The sequence below is a fragment of the Arthrobacter sp. 35/47 genome (assembly GCF_000520475.1).
GTDB classification, from domain to species: Bacteria; Actinomycetota; Actinomycetes; order Actinomycetales; family Micrococcaceae; genus Arthrobacter_D; species Arthrobacter_D subterraneus.
Genome location: NZ_KI914603.1, coordinates 164,328 through 186,221, shown reverse-complemented (window position 1 = coordinate 186,221; position 21,894 = coordinate 164,328). Strand labels below are relative to the sequence as shown.

Annotated in this window: 24 protein-coding genes; 8 read left to right on the top strand and 16 right to left on the bottom strand. The window is 67.8% G+C overall.

The window, feature by feature from the left end; all coding sequences use genetic code 11:
• Positions 1-1,077: an Ldh family oxidoreductase gene (locus tag X803_RS0111380; protein WP_026545235.1), complete on the top strand. Its 1,077-nt coding sequence runs from the start codon at positions 1-3 to the stop codon at positions 1,075-1,077.
• Positions 1,078-1,089: 12 nt separating this feature from the next.
• On the opposite strand, the gene X803_RS0111375 is transcribed toward X803_RS0111380, so the two are convergent.
• The 8 genes from X803_RS0111375 to X803_RS0111340 all read right to left on the bottom strand — a co-directional run bounded on the left by X803_RS0111375 (position 1,090) and on the right by X803_RS0111340 (position 8,347).
• On the bottom strand, positions 1,090-1,275 hold the full coding sequence (locus X803_RS0111375; protein ID WP_026545234.1) for a PspC domain-containing protein: 186 nt from the start codon (positions 1,273-1,275) through the stop codon (positions 1,090-1,092).
• 67 nt (positions 1,276-1,342) lie between these two features.
• Positions 1,343-2,695, bottom strand: coding sequence for a dihydrolipoyl dehydrogenase family protein (locus X803_RS0111370; RefSeq protein ID WP_026545233.1), 1,353 nt, complete (start codon positions 2,693-2,695; stop codon positions 1,343-1,345).
• A gap of 94 nt (positions 2,696-2,789) precedes the next feature.
• The gene (locus X803_RS0111365) at positions 2,790-3,332 is read right to left on the bottom strand and encodes a carboxymuconolactone decarboxylase family protein (RefSeq protein ID WP_026545232.1); all 543 of its coding nucleotides are present in this window, start codon (positions 3,330-3,332) and stop codon (positions 2,790-2,792) included.
• A gap of 75 nt (positions 3,333-3,407) precedes the next feature.
• On the bottom strand, positions 3,408-4,109 hold the full coding sequence (locus X803_RS0111360) for a Crp/Fnr family transcriptional regulator (protein WP_051470694.1): 702 nt from the start codon (positions 4,107-4,109) through the stop codon (positions 3,408-3,410).
• 263 nt (positions 4,110-4,372) lie between these two features.
• Positions 4,373-5,449: an ABC transporter ATP-binding protein gene (locus tag X803_RS19460; RefSeq protein ID WP_035778647.1), complete on the bottom strand. Its 1,077-nt coding sequence runs from the start codon at positions 5,447-5,449 to the stop codon at positions 4,373-4,375.
• Complete coding sequence (locus tag X803_RS0111350) at positions 5,446-6,258, bottom strand: ABC transporter permease (protein WP_084033677.1); 813 nt, start codon at positions 6,256-6,258, stop codon at positions 5,446-5,448. Before X803_RS0111350 ends, X803_RS19460 begins: the two co-directional genes overlap by 4 nt.
• The gene (locus X803_RS19455; protein WP_216699055.1) at positions 6,258-7,094 is read right to left on the bottom strand and encodes an ABC transporter permease family protein; all 837 of its coding nucleotides are present in this window, start codon (positions 7,092-7,094) and stop codon (positions 6,258-6,260) included. Before X803_RS19455 ends, X803_RS0111350 begins: the two co-directional genes overlap by 1 nt.
• Positions 7,091-8,347, bottom strand: a complete 1,257-nt coding sequence (locus tag X803_RS0111340; RefSeq protein WP_035778646.1) for an ABC transporter substrate-binding protein — start codon at positions 8,345-8,347, stop codon at positions 7,091-7,093. Before X803_RS0111340 ends, X803_RS19455 begins: the two co-directional genes overlap by 4 nt.
• A gap of 176 nt (positions 8,348-8,523) precedes the next feature.
• On the opposite strand from X803_RS0111340, the gene X803_RS19450 reads away from it, so the two are divergent.
• Both X803_RS19450 and X803_RS0111330 read left to right on the top strand, forming a co-directional pair.
• Positions 8,524-9,108, top strand: a complete 585-nt coding sequence (locus tag X803_RS19450) for a TVP38/TMEM64 family protein (RefSeq protein WP_162149228.1) — start codon at positions 8,524-8,526, stop codon at positions 9,106-9,108.
• Positions 9,101-9,736, top strand: a complete 636-nt coding sequence (locus X803_RS0111330) for a CDP-alcohol phosphatidyltransferase family protein (RefSeq protein WP_026545228.1) — start codon at positions 9,101-9,103, stop codon at positions 9,734-9,736. Before X803_RS19450 ends, X803_RS0111330 begins: the two co-directional genes overlap by 8 nt.
• 32 nt (positions 9,737-9,768) lie before the next feature.
• Here the strand turns inward: X803_RS0111330 and X803_RS0111325 are convergent, their stop codons facing one another.
• The 4 genes from X803_RS0111325 to X803_RS0111310 all read right to left on the bottom strand — a co-directional run bounded on the left by X803_RS0111325 (position 9,769) and on the right by X803_RS0111310 (position 14,629).
• Positions 9,769-11,172, bottom strand: a complete 1,404-nt coding sequence (locus X803_RS0111325; protein ID WP_026545227.1) for a dihydrolipoyl dehydrogenase family protein — start codon at positions 11,170-11,172, stop codon at positions 9,769-9,771.
• Positions 11,173-11,381: 209 nt separating this feature from the next.
• On the bottom strand, positions 11,382-12,152 hold the full coding sequence (locus tag X803_RS0111320) for a hypothetical protein (RefSeq protein ID WP_026545226.1): 771 nt from the start codon (positions 12,150-12,152) through the stop codon (positions 11,382-11,384).
• 207 nt (positions 12,153-12,359) lie between these two features.
• Entirely contained in the window at positions 12,360-13,913 is a 1,554-nt protein-coding gene (locus X803_RS0111315; RefSeq protein ID WP_051470692.1) for an MFS transporter, read from the bottom strand.
• Complete coding sequence (locus X803_RS0111310; RefSeq protein ID WP_216699054.1) at positions 13,910-14,629, bottom strand: LppX_LprAFG lipoprotein; 720 nt, start codon at positions 14,627-14,629, stop codon at positions 13,910-13,912. Before X803_RS0111310 ends, X803_RS0111315 begins: the two co-directional genes overlap by 4 nt.
• Before the next feature lie 182 nt (positions 14,630-14,811).
• Here X803_RS0111310 and X803_RS19445 point away from each other — a divergent pair, with 182 nt between their 5' ends.
• Together X803_RS19445 and X803_RS0111300 are read left to right on the top strand one after the other, a co-directional pair.
• A complete protein-coding gene (locus X803_RS19445) occupies positions 14,812-15,510 on the top strand; it encodes a class I SAM-dependent methyltransferase (RefSeq protein WP_051470691.1) in 699 nt (232 codons plus the stop codon).
• Positions 15,507-16,364, top strand: coding sequence for an HAD-IIB family hydrolase (locus tag X803_RS0111300; protein WP_035778643.1), 858 nt, complete (start codon positions 15,507-15,509; stop codon positions 16,362-16,364). The genes X803_RS19445 and X803_RS0111300 overlap by 4 nt, the downstream gene beginning before the upstream one ends.
• Before the next feature lie 133 nt (positions 16,365-16,497).
• Here the strand turns inward: X803_RS0111300 and X803_RS0111295 are convergent, their stop codons facing one another.
• Positions 16,498-17,253 carry an SDR family NAD(P)-dependent oxidoreductase gene (locus tag X803_RS0111295; RefSeq protein WP_026545222.1) on the bottom strand — a complete coding sequence of 252 codons (756 nt, stop codon included), beginning with the start codon at positions 17,251-17,253 and terminating at the stop codon, positions 16,498-16,500.
• A gap of 19 nt (positions 17,254-17,272) precedes the next feature.
• A complete protein-coding gene (locus X803_RS0111290; protein WP_026545221.1) occupies positions 17,273-18,271 on the bottom strand; it encodes an acetamidase/formamidase family protein in 999 nt (332 codons plus the stop codon).
• A gap of 78 nt (positions 18,272-18,349) precedes the next feature.
• Here X803_RS0111290 and X803_RS0111285 point away from each other — a divergent pair, with 78 nt between their 5' ends.
• A complete protein-coding gene (locus tag X803_RS0111285; RefSeq protein ID WP_026545220.1) occupies positions 18,350-19,192 on the top strand; it encodes a PhzF family phenazine biosynthesis protein in 843 nt (280 codons plus the stop codon).
• Between the two features lie 4 nt (positions 19,193-19,196).
• Here the strand turns inward: X803_RS0111285 and X803_RS0111280 are convergent, their stop codons facing one another.
• Together X803_RS0111280 and X803_RS0111275 are read right to left on the bottom strand one after the other, a co-directional pair.
• On the bottom strand, positions 19,197-19,607 hold the full coding sequence (locus tag X803_RS0111280) for a RidA family protein (RefSeq protein ID WP_026545219.1): 411 nt from the start codon (positions 19,605-19,607) through the stop codon (positions 19,197-19,199).
• A 26-nt stretch (positions 19,608-19,633) separates the two neighbouring features.
• Complete coding sequence (locus tag X803_RS0111275) at positions 19,634-20,107, bottom strand: anthrone oxygenase family protein (RefSeq protein ID WP_026545218.1); 474 nt, start codon at positions 20,105-20,107, stop codon at positions 19,634-19,636.
• A gap of 81 nt (positions 20,108-20,188) precedes the next feature.
• On the opposite strand from X803_RS0111275, the gene X803_RS0111270 reads away from it, so the two are divergent.
• Together X803_RS0111270 and X803_RS22295 are read left to right on the top strand one after the other, a co-directional pair.
• Positions 20,189-21,133 carry an AraC family transcriptional regulator gene (locus X803_RS0111270; RefSeq protein WP_026545217.1) on the top strand — a complete coding sequence of 315 codons (945 nt, stop codon included), beginning with the start codon at positions 20,189-20,191 and terminating at the stop codon, positions 21,131-21,133.
• Positions 21,134-21,189: 56 nt separating this feature from the next.
• A partial coding sequence (locus X803_RS22295; protein WP_035778642.1) for an Ldh family oxidoreductase occupies positions 21,190-21,894 on the top strand: 705 nt, incomplete at its 3' end.

The following is a 21,894-nucleotide window of genomic DNA, read 5'->3' as shown; positions in this document are numbered from 1 at the left end:
ATGAACCTGTATCCGGCAGAGGCCGTTCGAGCCCAGATCCTGGCCGTCCTCGACGCATGGGGAATGCCCTCGGACAAAGCCGGAACGACGGCGGAAGTCATGGTGGAGACGGACCTCGCCGGAATCGATTCCCACGGTATTTCGATGCTGCCCGGCTACCAGCGGCTCATCACGCAGGGCACGCTGGCCATCGGGGCCGACCCGGTGACTCTGCGCGAGTCACCGGGGACCGCCGTCATTGACGGTGGCAATAACCTGGGGCACCCGACCATGGTGGCTGCGATGGAGCTGGCCTGCCGCAAGGCCCGGGAGGCCGGCGTTGGGGTGGTGACGGTGCGCCGTTCACACCATTTCGGGGCCGCCGGGTACTACGCGAAGATCGCAGCGGATGCAGGGCTGGTGGGTCTCGTGACGTCCACTACGCGGACCAGGGCGGTGGTGCCCACACGGGGTTCCCGGCCGCTGCTCGGCACCAATCCGCTGGCGTTCGCGGCGCCGGGCAATGACCCCGACGCGCCGTTTGTGCTCGACATGTCCACCAGTACGGTGGCCGTCAACAAGGTCAAGGTCTACGACTACCTTCAGCGGCCCCTTCCCTCGGGTTGGGTGCTTGATGACGCGGGCCGGCCGGTGACTGATTCGAAGGTTGCCTACTCTCACCTCCGCAGCGAGCATGGGGGCGGGCTGAGCCCTCTGGGCGGATCCGAAGAACTCTCCAGCCACAAGGGCTACGGGCTCGCCCTTCTGGTGCAGATCCTCGCTGGTGCCCTGGCCGGCGCCGCCTTTGCACCGCTCAAGGAAGGGGCCGGTCCGGACGACATCGGCCACTTCTGCCTCGCGATCGACCCCGGCTTCTTCGGCGATCCGGAGGACTTCACCGCCTCGGTCTCGGCGATCCTCGACACGTTGCGGGCGGAGCCGCCTGCCTCCCCTGACCGGCCCGTCCTGGTACCGGGGGATGTTGAACGGCGCGTGCGGGCCGAGCGGGTGCAGGCCGGAATTCCGGTGAGCGACGCGCTGCTTGCGCAGCTCACGGAGCTCTGCGAAAAGACCGGAGCCCCGTTCCTGCTGTCCTAGAGAAGGAAGAGGTCAGTAACTCTCCTTGGGCAGCACGATCCACAGGATGATGTAGACCAGCTCCCCGATGCCTACCAGGCCGAAGATGATGAATCCGATCCGGACCAGCCACTTGGGCAGGCCGAAACCGGTGGCCAGAGCCGCGCAGACTCCAGCGATGAGTTTGCCGTTACGGGGTCGTGTCAGTGTGCCAGCCATGTGCGCGACTCTACGCCCCCATCCCGGCCGGCGAAACCCCGTCAGGCGGCCCGACTGGCTGGTAGAGCTACAGCATCGAGCCCAGGTCGGACGCCACCGACGGGTACGAGGCAGTCATGGACTTCAGCTGCCGCGTGCTCAGGCCGAGCTTCATGGCCAGTCCGATGAAGTTGATCAGCTCACCGTAATCCGGCCCGAGCAGGTGCGCACCGACAATCCTGTCAGCCGCACGGTCAATGAGGATCTTCGCTGCGGCGGTCTTCTCACCGATCCGGTAATTGGAGTACCAGCCGCCGGCATCGGTGTACCTGACATCCAGGTCTATGCCGCTGTCCCGCGCTTCCTGTTCCAGCATGCCGACTCTGGTGAGTTCTGGGATGGTGAAAACAGTGGTGGGCACGCCGGTGTAGTCAGGCGCCGTCGTCGTGCCCTTCAGCAGATTCGATGCGGCAACCTTGCCTTCAAACACGGCGACGGGTGTCAGCGGCAGTCCCGGCGTATCCGCGGCATCACCGGCGGCGTATACCCCGGAGTGCGTGGTGCTTTGCAGGTGCGCCCCGACGCTCACACCGCGTTCGGTCCAGGCTATGCCGGCGGCGTCCAGGTTCAGGCCGGCGATCTCGGGAATGCGTCCCGCACCGTGAACCACAAGATCAACATCGAGGGAAGACTGCTCTCCGGAAGTATCGAAACGGACCCGGTATCCGGAGGCAACCTGCTCGACGGCGGTGATGGTCGCCTCCCGCCGGACCTCCACCCCTGCCTCGGCGCCCCGCTCGATGAGCAGCTCCACCAGGTCCGGGTCGAAGCCCTTCAGCGGGCGCTTTCCTCGGTCGAGAATCACGGGGGCCGCCCCGGCCCGGGCAGCGATGTGCGCGAACTCGAAGGACACGAACCCGCCGCCGATGAAGAGTACGCGTGCGGGGAGGGTTTCGAGTTCCAGGAATGCGGTGCTGTCGATGATGTGCTCGTGACCGGGGACATCGAGCGGTCGTGGCCGGGCACCGGTGGCGATGAGGAAGTTCCGGGACTCGTACACCACGCCGTCGATATCGAGCCGGTGGGCGTCAACAAAAGTGGCCTCCCCGTGCAGGGTGGTGACGCCGCTGCCGGCGAGGCCCTCCTCCATGCTGGCGGGGACGCCGTCCGTGAAACCCTCCTTGTGTTTCATCAGGTCGGTCCAGTTGATCGAGAGCCCCGCTTCGTCGATGCCTTTGCCCCGCATCAGCCGCGCGCTGTCGATGATCTCCGCCCCGCGGCGCAGGATCTTCTTGGGATCGCACCCGCGCAGCGCGCAGGTGCCGCCGTACGGGAGCGCGTCCACAATGGCCACCCGCCAGCCCTGCGAGGCGCATTTCCGCGCTGCACTGACCCCGGCCATGCCGGCGCCGATGACGATCAGGTCGAACATTTCAGCCATGACGACGGCGGACCTTCCGTTTGAGGTTCACAACAGGGAGGAGACGGCGAGGGGTGCACGCCGCGGACGCCGGCGCGCACCCCGGTGCAGGGACCTACAGTCCGGGCGCTGCCGGAATGTCGAGATCCGTCTCGACCATGTGGTTGAAGTAGTTGGTGAACAGGTTCAGGGCCACGTGGGTGGAAAGTTCGGTGAGCTCCTCGGTGGTCCAGCCGGCGTCGAGCGCTGACTGCCAGGTGCCGTCCGCAACGTTGCCCTTGCTCGCGGTGGCCTCGCGGGCCACCTGCAGGAGGGCGGCGAGCTTGTCGTCGAAGTCCACCCGCCCGTTGCGGACCGCGACGGTCTGCTCCTCGGTCAGCCCGGCAGCCTTGGCGCCCATGGTGTGCGCCGACTGGCAGTAGGTGCACTCGTCCACGTTGCCGACGGCGAGCGCAATAGCCTCGCGGGTGCGGGCATCGAACGTTCCGTAGTCGCCGATGACCTGCTGCAGGGCCACGTAGGACTGCAGGACTACCGGCGAGGACGCCATGGCGCCGTGGATGTTGAGCACCTTGCCGAACTTCTGCTCGAGGGCCTTCAACTCGACGCGGGACTCCTCGGGAGCTGAATCGATGGTCTGCACTGTTACGCGTGACATGGATATGCCTTTCTCTCGGTGATTCTTGCAAGCAGTGGGCACAATCGGCCCACCGACAACTGGAGTTCGTGCTGATCAGGAGGTTCTGCGGGCGATGGTTCCGAGCCGGTTCCGGTCCCGGACTGTGATCCGCCCGCGGCTCTGCTTGATCAGCCCTTCGGCCGCGAACTCGGCCATGGTTTTGCTGGTGGCTTCCCGGGTGGCTCCGAGGAGTCCGGCCAATTGTTCGTGGGTGATCCGGATGGCGGCAGCCTGTCCCAGCATGCTGGGACGGGATGCGTCAGCCAGGGTCAGCAGCGTCTTGGCCGTCCGGGCAGACAGGGGGCGGAGGGCCAGATCGGTCAGCCGCTCCTCCAGCCTGGCCACCTGCTCGCCGAGCAGCCGGGAGATCCGGACCGCGATGCGCGGGTCGGCGATCAGGTGCCGCTCGACGTCGTCGACCGTGAGCTGGCAGATCACCGATTCCTCGATGGCTTCGGCGTAATTGTCATACATGCGCTGGCCGACCAGGAGCATCTCCCCGAACACCGCCCCGGCTTCCAGGATGGCCATGGTGAGCGCCTTGCCGTCCTCGGTGATCCGGAAGATCCGTACCCGTCCTGATCGGAGGATGAACAGGGACGTCACCGGCTGCGACTGCGAGAAGACCAGCTCACCGGCACTAAAACGCCGCTCCGGCACCATGAGCTGCATGGACTCCAGCTCCGCGACGCTGAGGTCCGCGAACAGGTCAACGTCATTCAGGCAGGTGAACGCCTCAGGGTCTCCCGTGGTCAATACGTCTACCTCTCGTTTCTGTGGCGACCAGGGCCTCTCCCCCGCCGCCGGTGTGCCGGCCAGGCCCACCGCACACTCGTCCTTCACCTGCATCCCCGTGGAAGAAGGAACGCGCCTACCCTGAAGCGTATTGCGTCAGCTCGGTGCGTGGATGGATGCGTGGGTGTCATCGGACTGCCTTCCTGGATGTGTCCTCGTTCCAGAACGCTACGGGGCCTCGCCGGCCCGCTCTGCAACCCAGAACACACAAGAACAATTTCCTCTCAGACCCTCACAACCCACCCCTGCCCGCCGGCCAGGGACACTCCTACGCGGTCCCCGGCCCGCAGCGCCGGTGCCCCTGCCAGTTCGACGGCGATGCTTTCGACGGCGGTGCTCCCGCTGCCCGGGGCGGATTCCACCCGTACCCGGACCAGCACGTGCGCACCCATCGATTTCACCTCGGTGACCACCCCGGCGGGGGCCTCTTCGCCGGAGGAAGTGCCGCCGTCGTCGTTCTGGATCAGCCGGAGTGCCTCCTGGCGCACCACCAGCAGGGCCGGCCCGTCCGGGACGCCCGGCTGGACTCGGACCCGGCCCAGCACCGAGGTGTGGAACCCGCCGGCCAGATGCCCGGGAATCTCGTTGAGCCCGCCCAGGATGCGGTTCACTGCACGGGTGGCCGGTTGATAGTGCAGTTCGGGGACCGGGCCGTGCTGCAGGATGGTGCCCTCGTCCAGCACGGCAATCGTGTCGGCCAGCACGGAGGCCTCCCGCCGGTCGTGGGTGACCAGCACGATGGTCGGCTCAAGCTCCGCGCGGATCTTGCCGACGAGTTCATACATGTCGTCGGTGAGCCGGGAGTCCAGCGAACTGAACGGCTCATCCAGGAGCAGGATGCGCGGCTGCGCGGCGAGGGCACGCGCCAGCGAGACCCGCTGTTCCTGGCCGCCCGAGAGCTGGCCCGGCATGCGCCGCGCGAACCTCCCGAGCTGCACCAGGTCGAGGAACTCCAGCGCCTGCGAGCGCGCCTCCCGCCTGGTCACACCGGCCATGCGCGCCGGAAACGCCACGTTGTCCACCACCGTGAGATGCGGAAACAGCAGCGGTTTCTGGAAGACGACGGCGATGCCCCGGTTCTCGGCGGGCACCGCACCGACATCCTGCCCGTCCACGAGCACCGATCCGCTGCTCGGCGCATCCAGCCCGGAGGCGATCCGCAGCAGGGTGGACTTGCCGCTGCCGGAGGCGCCGAGCAGCGCCACCATGGAACGCGCCGGCACTGTGAGGGAAACGTCGCTCAGGACCTCGGACTGTCCGAACATCCTCGACACACGGTCGAAGGTCAGGCTGGAACTCATTGTCTCCTCCTCGGACCGGGCGCGGCGAGAAGCGCCAGCAACAACAGCGGCGGCACGATCATGGCGAGGGACAGCGCCGCGGTGAGCTGCTCGTTTCCGGTGGCCGATGCCGCGGAACCCAGCACCATCGGCAGGGTCAGCAGCTGTCCGCCGCCCACCAGCAGCGTCGTAATGTAGTCGCTCCAGCCCACCAGGAACGCCAGGAAGGCCGCCCGGGCTGTGGCGCGGGCCAGCAGCGGGATCCGCACCCTGGCAAGAACCGCCCGGGGAGAAGCACCGAGAGTGCGGGCCACTTCCTCGAACTGGTCATCATAGGAGGCGAGCGCCGCGCGGAACATAAACACCGTGTAGGGCAGCGCGGTCACCGTCAGCACCAGGACCACGGACGGGAACGCGGGCACGCGTGCGCCGAGCAACAGGACGTTCGAACCCATCACCAGCGCAAACGGCGGGATGGCCAGCGGCGCCAGCAGGATCAGCTCCACCGCGCGCGCCCAGCCGTTGGGAAGGCGCCGCGCCGCGAAGGCCGCCAGTGCCCCGAGGATGGTGGCGGGCAGCGCCACGCTGAGGCCCAGGACCAGCGACGCCCCGGTTGCCGTGAGCACTTCCGGCCTCAGCAGCGCGGCCAGTCCCGCGGCGGAGAAGGCCCCGGGCAGCACGTCCGGAGCCCGCCATTCCGCGGCGACCGACCACAGGATCAGCGGCACCACCGGCAGCAGGATCCACAGGAACAGCAGCCCGCCCAGGAGCGGCCGGGTTATCCCGGCGCCTCCGGGTGCCCTCAGCCGCACCGGCTGGTAGGTCTGCATCAACGCCAACCTTTCACGCGGCGCAGCACCAGCAGTCCCGCGCCGATGGCTGCAAGGCCGACGACGACGGACGCCAGGGCGGTTGCCATCGCCTCCGGCCGGGCGGTCAGGTCGATGGATCCGAACAGGCGGACCGCGCGGACCGGCAACGGCTCCGGCGCCACCGGTCCCAGGAGCCAGGGCGCCTCATAGGAGCCCAGCGTGTAGACGAAGACCACCAGCGCGGACACGCCCAGCGCCGGCAGCGAGAGTGGGAGCAGCACGTGCAGCATCCGCTGCTTCGCGGACGCGCCCAGGGTGGCCGCGGCTTCACAGAGACCGCCGGCGGAGCGGGCCATGCTGCCGATGAGCACGAGCGCCACAAAGGCGGACTCCTTCCAGCCGAACTCGAGGATCGCCGCACCCCACCCAAGGCCGCCGACCAACCCGGGGAAACCGGGCGGCATGGCGAAAACGCGGGCCAGGAAACCGGCGTCGGACAGCAGCAGACCCATGGCGCCCGAGGCCACCAGGTGTGGAATGGGCACCGACGCCGCACTGAGCACTGCCAACACCCGGCCGCTGACGCCGGAGGTGAGCACGTAGGCGGCGATCAGAAAGCCGACGACGACGGACAGTACGGTGGATGCCGCAGCGATGTACACGGAGATTCCGGTGGCGATCAGGAGTTCGCCGTCCGCGTCCCAGGCCGCGGTGCTGAACTCCGGTTCCCCGATGAATGGCAGGAGTCCCAGGCTCTGCAGGACGGCGGCGACCAGCGCACCCGTCAACACGAGGGCCACGGGCAGGACCGCGGGTGCGGCGATCAGCAGCGCCCTGGCACTCGGGGCCATCACCCGCCGGCGACTGTCCGGCGCCAGGCGTCGTCCAGCTCGGGGACCCAGGCGGAGCCGAGTTCCGCGTGGGAGTTGCGGGAGAGCTCCTCGTAGGGCGGGACCACCGGAGAGGACCGGAGTCCGTCGAAAAGTGCGCGCTGCGCCGGTTCCAGCCGGTCGACGTCGAGCACTGTGAACTGGCCCCACGTGTCAGGGCCGGCCTTGGCGGCCTGCTGCTCCGGGGAGAGGGCGAGGTTGGCGACGGCCATGGCGCCGGCGGCGTCCTCGGCGTTGGCCGGTATGGAGAGGAAGCTGGCGTTGCCCACCGTGCCCTCGTCCAGGGTCAGTACCTTGGTGGACGGCGGGAGTGCGCCGGAATCCACCAGTTCCGTCAGCCGTGCCGGGCCGTAGGTCATGCCGAAGTCCACCTCGCCGTTGGCGAAGAGTTCGTTGAGCGCCTGCTCGTCGCGCGGGTAGGTTGCCCCTTCCCGCCACAGGGACGGTTCCAGGGATTCCAGCGCTTCAAGGGCGGCAGGCGCATGCTCTTCGAAGGCCCCTTCGCTGTATTCGAGGGGAACCTCGGCCGCTCCGCCGGCGGTGGAGATCAGCACTTCGCGGAGGAAGACGCTGCCGGTGAAGTCCGGTGGTGCCGGGTAGGTGAAGCGTCCGGGGTTGGCCTCGGCCCACTCGAGGAGTCCGGCCAGGCTGGTGGGCGGCTGGGACACGGTGTCCGAGTTGTAGAAGTACGTGAACTGGGCCTTGTGCCAGGGTGCCTCGCACCCGTCGACCGGCGTTCCGAAATCGTTGGTGAGCAGAGGGTCCGCCGGGTCCGTGTAGGCCATGTTGGGCAGCATATCCGTCCACCCGCAGCGCCACGCGTCGGCATGCCTGCCGGTGCTGAACACCGCGCCGTTGACCCAGACCAGGTCCACCGAACCGTCGTCGCGCCCTGCCTGGATTTCACTCAGGACCCGGTTGAGGGCGTCCGCCGTATCCGCCACCGGGACCCGGCGCAGGGTGATGCCGAGCTCCGCGGCGGCCGGGGCGAGGGTCTCATCCACATAGGCGTTCCCCTGCTCGTCTCCGCCGTACATCCACAGGTCCACGGTGGAGCCTTCGGCGGCCTCCAGTACGTCGTCGAACCCGGAGAACTCCTCGTCGGGCTGCTGACCGGTCTGCCCCGCGGGGGCGCCGCAGGCGGACAGCAGCAGCGCCGAGGCGAGCGCCAGTGGGGCCAGCGCGCGGCGGAACGGTCGGGAGGCGGTGATATGCATGGTTCCTTCTGGGTTTTCTGGTTCCCGTATGCTCATGGCGTGCCTCGATGGAGGACGGTAACGGCGAACGGATGGCAGGTACGGTGACGGAGCAGAGCGGGCGGCGTGAACGCTTTCCGGCTCCCCTCCGACGGGCACTTCTTCTTCTGGTATTCGTGGCTGCGGCGACTGCGGCTGTGCTTCTCATTCCGATTCCGCCGGTCGGGGAGCTCCGCGCGATGGTCGATTCGGCCGGATGGTGGGGCCCGGTGGGTTTTGGGCTGGGCTACGCAGCCCTGACCCTCGCACCGGTGCCGAAGAACGTCCTCACCGTTGCAGCGGGAGTGCTCTTCGGTTTCGGCGCCGGCTTCCTGGTTGTCTACCTTGCCGCAATGCTGGGAGCCACCGCGGCCTTCTGGCTGGGCCGGTTCCTCGGCCGCGAAGCCGTGGAACGGTTCACGGGGACCCGGGTGGCCCGGGTGGACGAGGCCCTCCGGCGGCGTGGCTTCGCCGCCGTGGTGGGGGTGCGGCTGGTGCCGGTGCTGCCGTTCACCGCCATCAACTACTCCGCCGGCCTCACCTCCCTGGGCTGGCGCCCGTACTTCCTCGGAACCGCCCTTGGCATCCTGCCCGGGACGCTGAGCTTCCTTGCACTGGGTGCCTACGGGTTCGAGCTCGGCTGGCAGGCCCAGGTCGCTGCAGCCGGGCTGGGCCTCCTGACCCTCGCGGGAGTCATCTACGCGGTCCGATCGCGAAGGAAGGGCACCCGCACCGATGTTTGATTCCCGGCTCCGCCCGCTGCTGGCGCCCGCGCTCAACGCCGCTGCCCGGCGTCTCGACGTCCCGTGGATCACCCCCAACCGGTTGACCTCGCTGAACCTGCTGCTCGGCCTTGCCAGCGCCGCGCTTGCTGCCGGCCAGCTGTGGGTTCCGGCGCTGGCCGCCTGGCTCCTCTGCCGCCTCGCCGACGGCCTGGACGGACCGTTGGCCCGGCTGCGTGCAGCACATATCGCTGGAACCGGGCAGGACGACGCCGGCCAAGGCGGGTTCTGGGACATCTCAGCGGACTTCATTGTGTACGGCGCCACGGTGGTGGGCGTGGCGGTCGGCGCCACCGCAGGGTACGACGCCGGCTGGCTGCCGTTCCTGCTGGTCCTGTTTGGCTACTACATCAACGGCAGCGTGTTCCTTGCCTTCTCCTCCATCGCCGAGCGCAGCGGCAGACAGCTCGACGACGGACGCTCGCTGTCCTTCCTGGGCGGCCTCGCGGAAGGTGCGGAGACCGTCGTCGTACACAGCCTGTGGCTGCTCTTCCCGGCGTTCGCCGGGCACATCGCCCTGGTGTGGGCGGTGCTGGTGTCCCTGAGCGCCGGCCAGCGCGTTGTGGCAGGTTTCCGCGCGCTGCGCTGAGGCGGCCGCCTTCAGTGCCGCCGCCGGCAGGATCACCGGCGTCCGTTCCGCAGGCGGGCGGCGGCGCCGAGCAGGCGTACCGCGGCCGTGGCCACCGGCGAGTCGAGGCCTTCCCGGGCGTGGCTGATCGCGGCGTTCCACACGGCGTCGTTGTAGGTGGGGTACGGGTGGGTCACTCCGGCGAGCGCCCGCGTGCTCATCCCCTGCTGGACCGCGAGGGTGAGCTCGGCCAGTGACTCACCGGCCCGCGGCCCCACGATGGTGCCGCCCAGGATCCGGCCCCTTTTGCCGATGACCAGTTGTGCGAAGCCGGCCGTCTGGCCCTCGGTGATGGCGCGGTCCGTATCGTCCAGATGCACGGTTGAGAGGCTCAGCCCGGGACCGGAGGCGTCGGTGAGCCCGACCGCCGCCACCTCGGGTGAGGTGAACGTCACGCGCGGGATGACACTGCTGACCGACCGGTGCAGGCCGAGGATGGCGTTGGATGCGGCGGTGCTCGCGTGGACGCCGGCGAGGTGGGTGAACTTCGGATTCTGGGTTACGTCCCCGGCGGCCCAGATGCGCTTGTTGGAGGTGCGCATGGCCGGGTCCACGAGAATCTGTCCCGCGTCGTCGAGCTCCACGCCTGCCGTGTCCAGGCCGAGGCCGTCCGTTCGCGGGGTCCTTCCGGCGGCGACCAGGAGAACGTCGGCGTCGAACCGGTTGCCCTTCGACGTGAGCACCGTGGAGCGTCCGTCCGGTGCGCTCTCCACCGTGCGGGCGGATTCGTTTTCGGCGACCGTGACGCCGTCGGCCGTGAGGGCGTTCCGGACCAGGGCGGCGGCGTCCCGGGTTTCCTTGCCCAGGATGCCTGTCCGGGCCAGGATGGTGACCCGTGTGCCGAGCCGGGCGAATGCCTGGCCGAGTTCGCAGGCGATGGGCCCACCGCCGATGATGACCATCCGCCCGGGCAGTTCCGTGAGGTCCCAGACGGTGTCGGAGGTGACGGTGCGGGCGTCCGCGAGCCCGCGAATGGGCGGAACGGTGGGGTGGCTTCCGGTGGCGATGAGCGCCTGCCGGAATCGGATCCGCCGGCCGTTGACTTCGGCCTCGCCGTCGCCCGTCAGCCGTGCGGTGCCGCTGCGGACCTCGACGCCGGCGGCTTCCAGTGACTCGGGGGAATCGGCGGGTTCGATGGCCCGGATTGCCGCGGTGACGCGTGCGCGCACCTGGTCGAAGTCCGGTTCCCTGCCGCCGGCAGTACCGCGCTGCTCCGCGGCGTCCTTCGCCGCGGACAGCAGGGTTTTGGAGGGCACGCAGCCGGTCCACAGGCAGTCGCCGCCGGTGCGCTTGTTTTCCACCAGGACGGTCCGGGCGCCAAGCCGGGCGGCCGTCTTGGACCCGACGATCCCCGCCGTTCCTCCGCCGAGCACGAGGAGGTCAACCGGCTTGTCCATGTATTCAGCTCTTCCTGGAGGAGGGAGGTCGTGGTGCACCCAGACTACGGTGACGGGAATCGCCGTCGTGGTCTGTAATCCAGGACACCGAAGGTGGAACTGCCGGAAGGGCAAGGGCACAGCAGAAGCCCGGCTGCCGGTGCGGCCTTCAGGCCTTTTCGGCGGCCGGGCTCCAGGCGTGCCCCAGCGTTTGGCCGGTCACCGGGCGTTTAACCGGCTGCTCCTGCCGTGCGGCGACGGACAACGTAGGCGCCGCCGGCCAAAGCGATGAGAACCAGCCCACCACCGAGGGCGAGTGTTCCGGTTCCGGTGCCGGGCTCCTGTGCGACACCGGTGTCAGCGCCTCCTGTGGGCATTTCCACCTGCGCGGCGGTCAAAGCGCCACACAGTGCCGGCGAGGTTGCTGCCAGGGGCAGTTGGGGTGCGATGTCGGACGGGGCTGCCGCGGCGGCCGGGCTGAGGGTCGCCGGGTCAAGACCATGAACGACGACGACTGCGGTGCCGGCTTCGAGGGCTGCCTTGGTTTCAGCATTCAGTTCGAAGGTACGGTCGATCGAGTATGCGGCCCCCTTGCCGGCAAGGTTGATGTCAGCGGCGGCTGCGGGGCTGGTGTCACCGCTGGTGGAGAGGGTGGTGAGGACGCCGCCGTAGGACGGGGCGCCTTCGGTGGTGGAGACTACCCCGTCACCGTCTTGGTCGGCCGAGGGATCCGGGCAGGTCCCCTGCGCTCCGCCGTGGATGTGCTGGACGTGCGGGTAGGGCATGTCCATGAAGGTTTCGGGCATACCCGAAACCTTCAGCAGGACATGAGCCTCATTGCCCGTGACGTGGACTTCGATGGTGCCTGAACCGGAACTGCCGTTCAGCTGGCCGAGGGTGGCCTGGTAGGACTGGTCAGCGGCCATGGCCGGCGATCCAGAGAGGGCAAGTGCGCCCAGAGCGACGGTAGGTACTGCCATAAAACGGAGTGTCTTGTTCACTGGAAATTCTCCTCATACACACACGCGTGATGGTCACTCCCCCAGTGGCCTGGAACAGACCATCCCACCGCTGGCTGAGGATGTGTCCTACACCACAGTGTAGGACCGAAAGGTGAAGCGCGACCGAAGAAAGTGCGCAATTTAAGAACAGTTTGCCGCGGTCTGGGCTGTCCAGGCGCTGATCGGTGCCTGGTCCGGGCCCAATCGCTACCGGCGGTCTTCCGCAGCGTCCGGCGCGGGCTCCTCGGCGTACTCGTTGCGCGCGCTGATCAGCAGACCCAACCCCGCGCCCACCACACACACGATCGCGGTGATCAGGAAGATTTCGCCGTACTGCAGGGCGTACGCCTCGCGGACCCGGCCTGCCTCGGCCAACAACCGTTCCTCGAGTGTGCCCCCCGTGCCGGCCGGCAGGGCGGCCAGATGCTGGTTGAACCGGTAGAGGCCCCACGCGCTCAATGCCGCGATACCGAGCAGCATGCCGATCATCCGGGCGACCACGATTGCCGCCGATCCGATGCCGTGCTGGGCAGCGGGAACCACGCGAAGCGTCGCCGACGTCAGCGGACCGATCACCAGGCCGAGACCCAACCCGGCGATCGCTAGGTCGGTGTCCAGTGTCGGCAGGCTGAACAGTCCGAGATCGTGTTGCGTCGTCAGCACATCGACGGACCATTTCGAGATCAGCAGATAGCCGGCGGCGGCGATGAGCAGGCCTGTGAACGCGACGATCCGCTCTCCGATCCGCGTGGCCAGCCAGCCGCCGAGCAATGCCCCTACCGGCAGTGCGACGAGGAAGCGCAGCAGCAGGAGAGCAGCCTCGTTCTGATCCCTGGCCAGAACGCCCTGACCGAACAGCTCAACGTTGACCAGCGTCACCATGAGCGCTGCGCCGGCGGCCATCGACGCGCCCAGTGCAGCCAGGAACGGTCTGACGTGCATTCCTGCCGGTTCCATCAGGCGGGTGCGCGCGAACCTCTCCCATACGAAGAACGCGATGGCCATCACGGCGGCCGCGACCAGCACCGGCGTTCCCCAACTGGGCAGCACCGCCTCGCCGTCCGGCCTGGGGTTGTAGAGCCCGATCACGATCAGGCCCAGGGCGGTGGCCAGCAGCAGACCGCCAACCACGTCGACCTTCTGCGGGGCATCGGTTTCTCGGCGGCCGGGCAGGCTGAAGTGGATCATCACCATCGCAATCACCGCAAGCGGCACGTTGATCCAGAAAACGGCCTGCCAATGCTGGAACAACCCCACCAAAGCGATGCCGTACAGCGGGCCGAGCACGCTTCCCAGTTCCTGGACGGCACCGACACCACCGAGCACGGTGGCGCGGTTGCGCGCAACCCACAGTTCTGCTGCCAGGGCCATTGTCACCGGCAGCAGGGCGCCGCTGGCGGCGCCCTGGAGAGTGCGTCCGAGGACCAGGACGGTGAGGTCGGCCGAAAGCGCCGTGACTACCGATCCAACCGCAAAGCCGGCTAGACCGACCTGAATCAGCATCTTCCGGCCGAACCGGTCCGACGCCCGCCCCAGGAGGGGCATCGCCGCGATGTAGCCGAGCAGGTAGCCGGTGATGATGGGAGTGACCCGTTGCAGCTGGTTCACCCCAATGCCGACGTCGCGCATGATGTCCGTCATGATCGTGACGACGACGTAGGTATCCAGCGCGCCCAGCGCCACTGCGAGGCTCGCCGCACTGATCGCGATGCGGCGGTTGGTCGGCACCCGCCCGGCTGCCGGGGGCGGGCCCTGAATCATCCTGCCGGATTCTCGACGGTGACCGGTTCACCCCACTCGGACAGGATCATGGTGACACTGTTCCCGGGGCTGGGTTCCAACCGGACCTGCATCAGCTCACGGCCGCTTTCCTCAGAAATCCAGGCCGTGCCGGGCACAGGCTCCGTTGCCCCGATCTGCGGGGAGATGTTGTTGACCGCGTCCGCGGCGACGGTGCCCGTGATGCGCACAGTGTCCACGCCCTCCACGGTCTCTTCTCCATCGATGGCGGGATCGGAGAAGTTGGCGAGCACGTTGGCCAGCCCCACGTCCGGGTCCAAGATGGTGGCGACATCGTAGACGTTGGATGCGGGGCCGAAGTTGGTCAGGCTGCCCCCCGCGGTGAGGGCGGCCCACAGGTCGCCTTCGAAGACCACAAACTCAACCTCTTTGAGCTGCTGGCCGAGGTATGTCATGTCGAGTGTGCCCTGGGCAGCGACCGCGGGAGTCTGCGTGAGCTGACCATCGATGAACTCGACCGGCAGTCCGGGGACTTCACCCTCAACCGCAAGCTCAAGATGCGCGCTGGTCTGCGCTTTGGTGGTCTCGCTCGACTCAGTCAACAGTGCGGCGGGGTCGGGGGGTTCCTCCGGATCCGGACCAGGGGCTGGGCCGGTGCATCCGGCGAGAAGTGCGACGGCGGCGATGAGAAGCGCTAAGACCCTCACAAAGCGGAACTGCAACGCTGCGCTGTACATGGCCGAATTGTACATGACCGCATCAGGGATTCTGCCCGGTCACTGCTCCCATTTTTTCCGGCGGCTGGACGAGGATCGACGCCCGGGTCTGTAATCCAGGACACCGCGAGCGGAATGAAGGTGCCCTAGTGTTGTTCGGCGTGCGCCCTAAGCTGGGATCACCCCTGGGCGATGACCCATTTATGCGATGGAAGAGGCCCGGCATCGAGAAATACACAACATTCGCACCGCTGTATGACATCCTGTCGGCGGAGTTTCCGGTGTACCGCGCCGGGCGCCGCCGCGGCATTGACCTGCTCCGGCTCCAGCCCGGCGACCAGGTGATCGATCTCGGCTGCGGCACCGGGCTCAACTTTGCCTTGTTGCAATCGAAGGTGTCCGCCGACGGCCTGATCGTGGGGATCGACCGGAGCCCCGCGATGCTTCGCCAGGCGCGCCGGCGGGCGGAACGCCGCGGCTGGAAGAACGTTGTCCTTATCCAGGCTGACGCCACCACGCTGTCCCCGGCCAGCATCGGCGCCCGGGTGGCCGCCGCGGGCGGGCGCGAGCTGTCCGACGCCGCCCTGGCCACCTACGCGCTGTCGCTGATGCCGGAGTGGGAGCGCGCCTGGACGAACATGCGGAACCTCACGAAGCCGGCGGGGCGTTTGTGCGTCGCCGACATGCAGCGGCCCACCGGCCTCTACGCCCTGCTGACTCCCTTGGCGGTGGCGGCATGCCGGCTGGGCGGAGCGGACATTGAAGCCCATCCCTGGACCGCCGTGGAACGGGACTGCCTCGGCGTGGAGGCCGCGTCCACCCGCGGCGGTCACCTGCAGGTCCGTGCGGGCACGGCTCCCGCCCTGCGGCGCGTCCCCGGGTCGGTAGAATCCGGTGAATGAGCCCGGACCCCACCAGCACTTCTTCACCGACCAGCCGCGCTATTTTCCTTGACGTGGACGGCACCTACGCGGATTACGGTGTGGTGCCCGAGGGCCACGTCCGCGCGGTGCAGGCCGCCCGGAAGGCCGGACACAAGGTCCTGCTCTGCACCGGACGTCCCGTCTCCATGCTGAGCACGCAAATCCGCGCGGCCGGGTTCGACGGTCTGGTGGCCAGCGCCGGCGCGTACGTCGAGGTGGACGGTGAGGTGCTGCTGGACCGCCGGTTTCCGCCGGAGCTCGCGGACCGGACCGTCGCTGCACTCGATGCGAACCGCGCTGTGTACATTCTCGAGTCGCAGGAGTCCCTGCACGTGCCCGCAGCGGCAATGGAACGCCTGAAGGAAATTATCGAGGAACACTTCCAGCAGGGTCCGGACGGTCAGTCGACCGGTGCGTCGGCCATCCTGGAAGCGGTCGAGCTGATGACGGACGGCATCCCGGTGCCGTTCGCCAAGGTCTCCGTGTTCGATGCGCCCATCCCGGTCAAAGCCATCGCCGACGGGATCGGGCCGGCAGTCGCCGTCGTCGATAATTCGATCGCGGACGAGGGCCGGCACACCGGTGAGCTGTTCCAGCACGGGATCAGCAAGGCGGACGGGGTGGCCGTCGCTCTGGAGCGACTGGGCATCCGCCGGGAAGACTCCATCGGCGTCGGGGACGGCCAGAACGATCTCGAGATGCTCGCGTACGTCGGCTTGGGAATCGCCATCGAAGGGTCCTCGCCCGAGCTGCTGGCCGTAGCCCAGCGGACCGCTGCTCCGCCAAGCCGGGAGGGCCTGGTCGCTGCGTTTGCCGAGCTTGGGCTGTCCTAGAACCTTCGCGATTTCCCCGTCGCGGGCCGATTCCCCCAGCTTCTGACCCCCATTCAGCGTGTCGGACGGCGACACGCCGTCCAAACCGCGGTGCACCCTCCAGAACCGGGGGAATCCGGCCCGGGCGGAGCCGTTAGAACTGGATGCCGCGGGTGAGGCCGCCGTCCACGAGGATGTTGGCGCCGGTGGTACGGCTGGACTTGGGGCTGGCGACGAAGACCACCGTGTCGGCGATCTCCTGCGGCGTGCCCATCCGGTGCGTCGGGTTCAGCCCCATCGCCATGCTGAACAGTTCCGGGTTTCCCTGCTCGATCTGCTCCCAGACACCGCCGCGGTGGTACGTGTTCCCTGGTGAAACGGTGTTGGCCCGGATGCCCTGTTCAGCGAGCTGGAAGGCAAGCCCGGCCATATAGGCGATGATCGCCGACTTCACCGTGCCGTACGGTCCGGAGGCGAAGTCCACCTCCCGCCCCGAGACACTGGAGATCGCGGTGATCGAGGGTGCCGAGCTCTGCTCGAGGTGCGGCAGCGCCGCCTTCACCAGGCGCACCGTCCCCATCAGGTCCACGTTCAGGGACGCCTCCCAGTTCTCCTCCGTGTCCGGGATCGCGAGCGCGCTGACGTTGCTGACCACCATGTCGATGCTGCCGAACCGCTTCGCCGTGTCGCTCACCCACCGGGCCACGGCTCCGCCGTCACCGACGTCGACTTGCGTGCCAACCACAGTGTCCCGGCCCACCGCTTCCTGGGCGGCAGCGACGTCGTCGGCGTTTCTGGCGCAGAAGGCGACGTTGGCGCCCTCGGCAGCGAAGGTCTCCACGATCGCGCGGCCAATGCCCTTGGTGCCTCCGGTGACGAGGGCGGTCAGTCCGTTGAGTTGCAGATCCATGGTGGATCCTTTCTATTGCCTAGATTCCGGCGCTGCGGTCCCGCAGGTCGGTGTGGACGCCGTCGTACGCGCTGGCGGAGGGAAAGAGCGATTTGGCGGCCTTGACCACGACGCTGTAATTCGCGTCCACCGCGTTGGCGATCGGAGCCTGCGCCGTCTGGGTGAGCAGCTGGTACGCATCCATTGCGTGGAGACCGAAGAGTTCGCCGAACCATCGGACCATTTCCAACTGGCCGATCCGCCAGGAGTCCTCCATCGGGCGGGATGATCCCACGGCCATCCAGTGCGTGTCAGTCTCGATGCGCGGCCAGGACGGGGCGCCGCCCTTGACCAGTTCCACGATGATGGTCGAGTCCATGGCACCCTCGACGGCGGTGCCGCACGCTTCGCCCTCGCCCTGCCGGTAGTGCCCGTCGCCGATGGAGAAGAGCGCGCCGTCGACGTTGACGCCGAGGTAGATGGTGGACCCGGCTTTGACCTCGGGTGAGTCCATGTTGCCGCCGAACCGTTCGGGGACGAGGGAGGAGCGCACTTCACCGCCGGGCGGTGCGACGCCGACGGTGCCGAGCATGGGTTCGACCGGGAGCTCGAGCCGGAAGTCGCCGAAGCGGGATTCGAAGCCGACGGTGTTGCGTTCGGAGTCGAGGTGGTAGATCCAGGTGGTGTCGGGCAGCGGTTCCTGCAGGAGCGCGGTGCGGTCGGTGCTGGTCAGGCCACCGAAGAAGGGGATGGTGGCGGAGGCGCCCCAGCTGCGGGCCGGGGTCAGGTCGACGATGTGGAGGACGAGTGTGTCCCCCGGTTCGGCACCCTCCACGTAGAACGGGCCGGTCTGCGGGTTGACGAAGCGCAGGTCCACCTTCTCACTCGACAGGTCCTCGACGGACGTGAGCGCGTGGTTGAAGGCGTCCTCCGACCAGAGCTTGAGGACGGTTCCGGGCCTGATGGTCATCGCCGGCTTCGCACCGCCAAACGTGTAGATGAGCTGATCACGCGACGGCCGGTACTCGACGATTTCCATTACTGGATGCTATGCCGGGCGCTGCGGGGCGACAAGGGTCTTGCGTGGGCGCCCGCCGGACCTGCGAGACTGATCCTCATGAGCAGCCCCCGCCCCTTCGCCCAGGTCGATGTGTTCTCCCCGACCCCGTACCTCGGCAACCCTGTCGCCGTCGTACTGGACGGTCACGGGCTCGACGACGACGCGATGCAGCGCGTCGCCCGCTGGACCAACCTGTCCGAAACCACGTTCCTGCTGCCTCCCACGGACCCAGGCGCCGATTACCGAGTGCGCATCTTCACCCCGGGAGGCGAGCTCCCGTTCGCCGGCCACCCCACGCTGGGTTCCGCGCACGCGTGGCTGGAAGCGGGCGGTGCTCCGAAGCGGGGCGACGTCGTCGTGCAGGAGTGCACGGCGGGCCTCATCGAGGTGCGGCGCGGGAACGGGATCCTGTCCTTCGCCGCGCCCGCTACCCAGCGGACCGGCGAGCTGGAGAGCGGGTATCTGGCGCAGATTGTCGCCGCCTTCGCGATCCGCGAGGATCAGGTGATCTCCCACCAATGGGTGGACAACGGGCCGGGATGGGGCGTCATCCGACTGGCGACCGCGCAGGAAGTCCTCGACCTGGAACCGGATCTGTCGCAGATCCCGACGGCGATGATCGGCGCAATCGGTGCCCACCCCGAGGGTTCGGAGTACGCCTACGAGATGCGGACCTTCGCGCCCGCGGCCGGCATCGCCGAAGATCCCGTGTGCGGGAGCATGAACGCGTCCGTGGGCCAGTGGCTCACCGCCAGCGGTGCCATGCCGAACACCTATCGGGTCTCGCAGGGCAGCCGGCTTCGCCGGGCAGGCGACATCTCAATCACAGCCGACGACGACGGCACCGTCTGGGTGGGCGGCGCCACGATAACGTGCTTTCGGGGCACTGCGCGGATCTGAATGACTAGCTTTCAACGACGGCGACGACGGCGGTCGCTTCCATTTCCAGGGCCGCCGCATGGTTGAGCGCGCTCACCCCTGCGACCGCGCGGGCCGGGCGGTGGGAGCCGATCCACTCGCCGTAGATCTCGTCGAATTCCTTCCAGTTGCCCATGTCGGTCAGGTAGACCCGCACCTGGACCAAATCGGTGCGCTGAAGCCCGGCTGTGGTGAGGCAGGCGTCGAGGTTGCTCAGCGTCTGTCGAGCCTGTACCGCGAAGCTTTCAGCGGTGACCGGTCTTCCTTCACCGTCCACCGGCAACTGGCCGGAGATGTACGCGGTGCCGTGGGCAATGACCACGTGGCTGTACTTTCCGCGGGGAGGCATCAGGCCGTCGGCGTTGATCTGTTTGATGACCGGTTCGTTTGGCTGCATGACCTTTACTGTAGGTGGTTGCCGGATCACCATCCCAGTGACCCGGCGAGCGCAGTAGCACCGGCGAGCGCCAGAACGCCCCGCACGGTATTTGCGTGGGCCCACGGACGCTCAAAAGCGCGCCAGGCCTCCGTAAAGCCCCCACCCGAAGCCCGAGCCAACGCATTGTTGAGCGGAACATTGACAGCGACCGTCACCCCGAAACTTGCGAGGGACAGCACCGCCCCGGCCAGTCGCATCAGGCTGTGCGGCTCGGAGGCACCAGCGGTTGCCACCACGACAACCGACGCAGCCGCGCCGCCAAAGAACAGCACCATGAAGGGTGGCCGGACCGCCAGGACGTTGATGCGCTGCATCGCGGTGACGGCCTCCCCTGCCGGTCGGGCGTTGAGAGCTGGGATGACCATGGCCGAGAACGCAACGTAGACGCCGCCCGCCGCCCCGGCGCACACCGCCGCCGTGGTTGTCGCGACCGTGTCAAGGAAACCAGGAGTAGTCATGAATCAAGCACACCGTGAGTGGCAAAGACTTCCCATAGCTCAAGCACTCCGATTCATAAGCAATCGTCTAGTCTGACTTCCATGGATCCCCTCACCCACTTCCTCGACGGCCCCCACGCCCGTCGCGCCTTCGCGCTACGGATGGTGATGAACCCGCCGTGGTGTCTGGACGTCAGGGACAGGGCGCCGCTGACCGTGATGGCAGTGCTGACCGGGCACGCCTGGCTCGTCACGGATGGTGAAGCGATCACCCTCGGAACCGGCGACATCGCCCTGGTCCGCGGGCCTGAACCCTATGTCGTCGCCGACGAGCCGGAGCGCGAGGCGAGCATCATCATCCACCCTGGTCAGGAGTGCACCACGCTCCGCGGTGAGCCGGTGCGGCTGAGCATGAACCGCGGTGTCCGGACCTGGGGCAACACAGCAATGGGCGAGACCACCATGCTGATCGGCACCTACGAGTCCGACGCCGAAATCGGCTCCACGGTGACGGCAGCCTTGCCGCGTACCGCCGTCGTCCCTGCCGGAAAGGTGAGCCCCGGACTGGTGCAGCTCCTTGCCGGTGAAGTGGGAACCGACGCACCCGGGCAGGGCAGTGTCATCGACCGACTGCTTGATGTGCTTCTGGTGCACTGTGTCCGCGCGTGGACCGCCGCCCACCCCGAGCAGGCGCGAGGCTGGCTGTCGGCGGGTGCCGATTCCGTCGTCGGGCAGGCCCTCGAACTGCTGCATGACAGTCCCGCCGAGCCGTGGGCACTGGAGTCCCTCGCCGCACGCGTGAATGTCTCGCGGGCCACGCTCGCCGCGCGGTTCCGGAACAGCGTCGGGGAGCCGCCCATGACCTATCTGACCAACTGGCGGATGGTTCTCGCCAGCGAACTCCTCGCGGATCCGCACCGCACCACCGCTCGTATTGCAGGCGAGATCGGTTACGGCAGCCCGTTCGCACTGAGCACTGCCTTCAAACGAAGGTACGGAGTGAGCCCGACTGAGTACCGCCGTCGTAAGTATGCTGCGCCGGCGTGAGCTGTGGCCCGCCTAGTCTTGTTCCTGTAGGAACGGGGACTCACGAGGGGCAATTCATGAAGCAGTACGCAGCAGACACCGTCCGGGAACAGATCCTTTCGGTTCTGGCCGCGTGGGGCATGGCTCCGGAGCGGGCGGAAATCACCGCGGAAGTCATGGTGGACACCGATCTGCTGGGCATTGATTCGCACGGCATTTCCATGCTGCCCATGTATCAGCGGCTCATCGACGCAGGGAAGCTGGACGCCGGCGCGGAGATGGTCATCGAGCGGGAAGGTACGTCGACCGCCGTCGTCAATGGGGGCCATAACCTGGGCCACTCGACCATGGTCACCGCGATGCAGCTGGCTACCGCCAAGGCGCGGGAAACCGGCGTCGGGGTGGTGACCGTGAAGCGTTCCCACCATTTCGGTGCGGCCGGGTATTACGCGCGGATCGCCGTCGACTCGGGGCAGATCGGTCTGGTTACCTCGACCACCCCCACCAGGACGGTGGTCCCCACCCGCGGTTCCAGGCCCGTGCTCGGGACCAATCCGCTTGCGTTCGCGGCGCCGAGCGCCAACCCCGACGAGCCGTTTCTCCTCGACATGTCCACCAGCACGGTCGCCATGAACAAGGTGAAGGTCTACGACTACCTCAGCAAACCGCTCCCTTCCGGGTGGGTGCTTGACGGGCTCGCCCGGCCGGTGACCGATTCACACGCCGCCTACAGTCAGCTGCGCGAGCAGCAGCACGGCGGGCTGAGCCCGCTGGGCGGCACG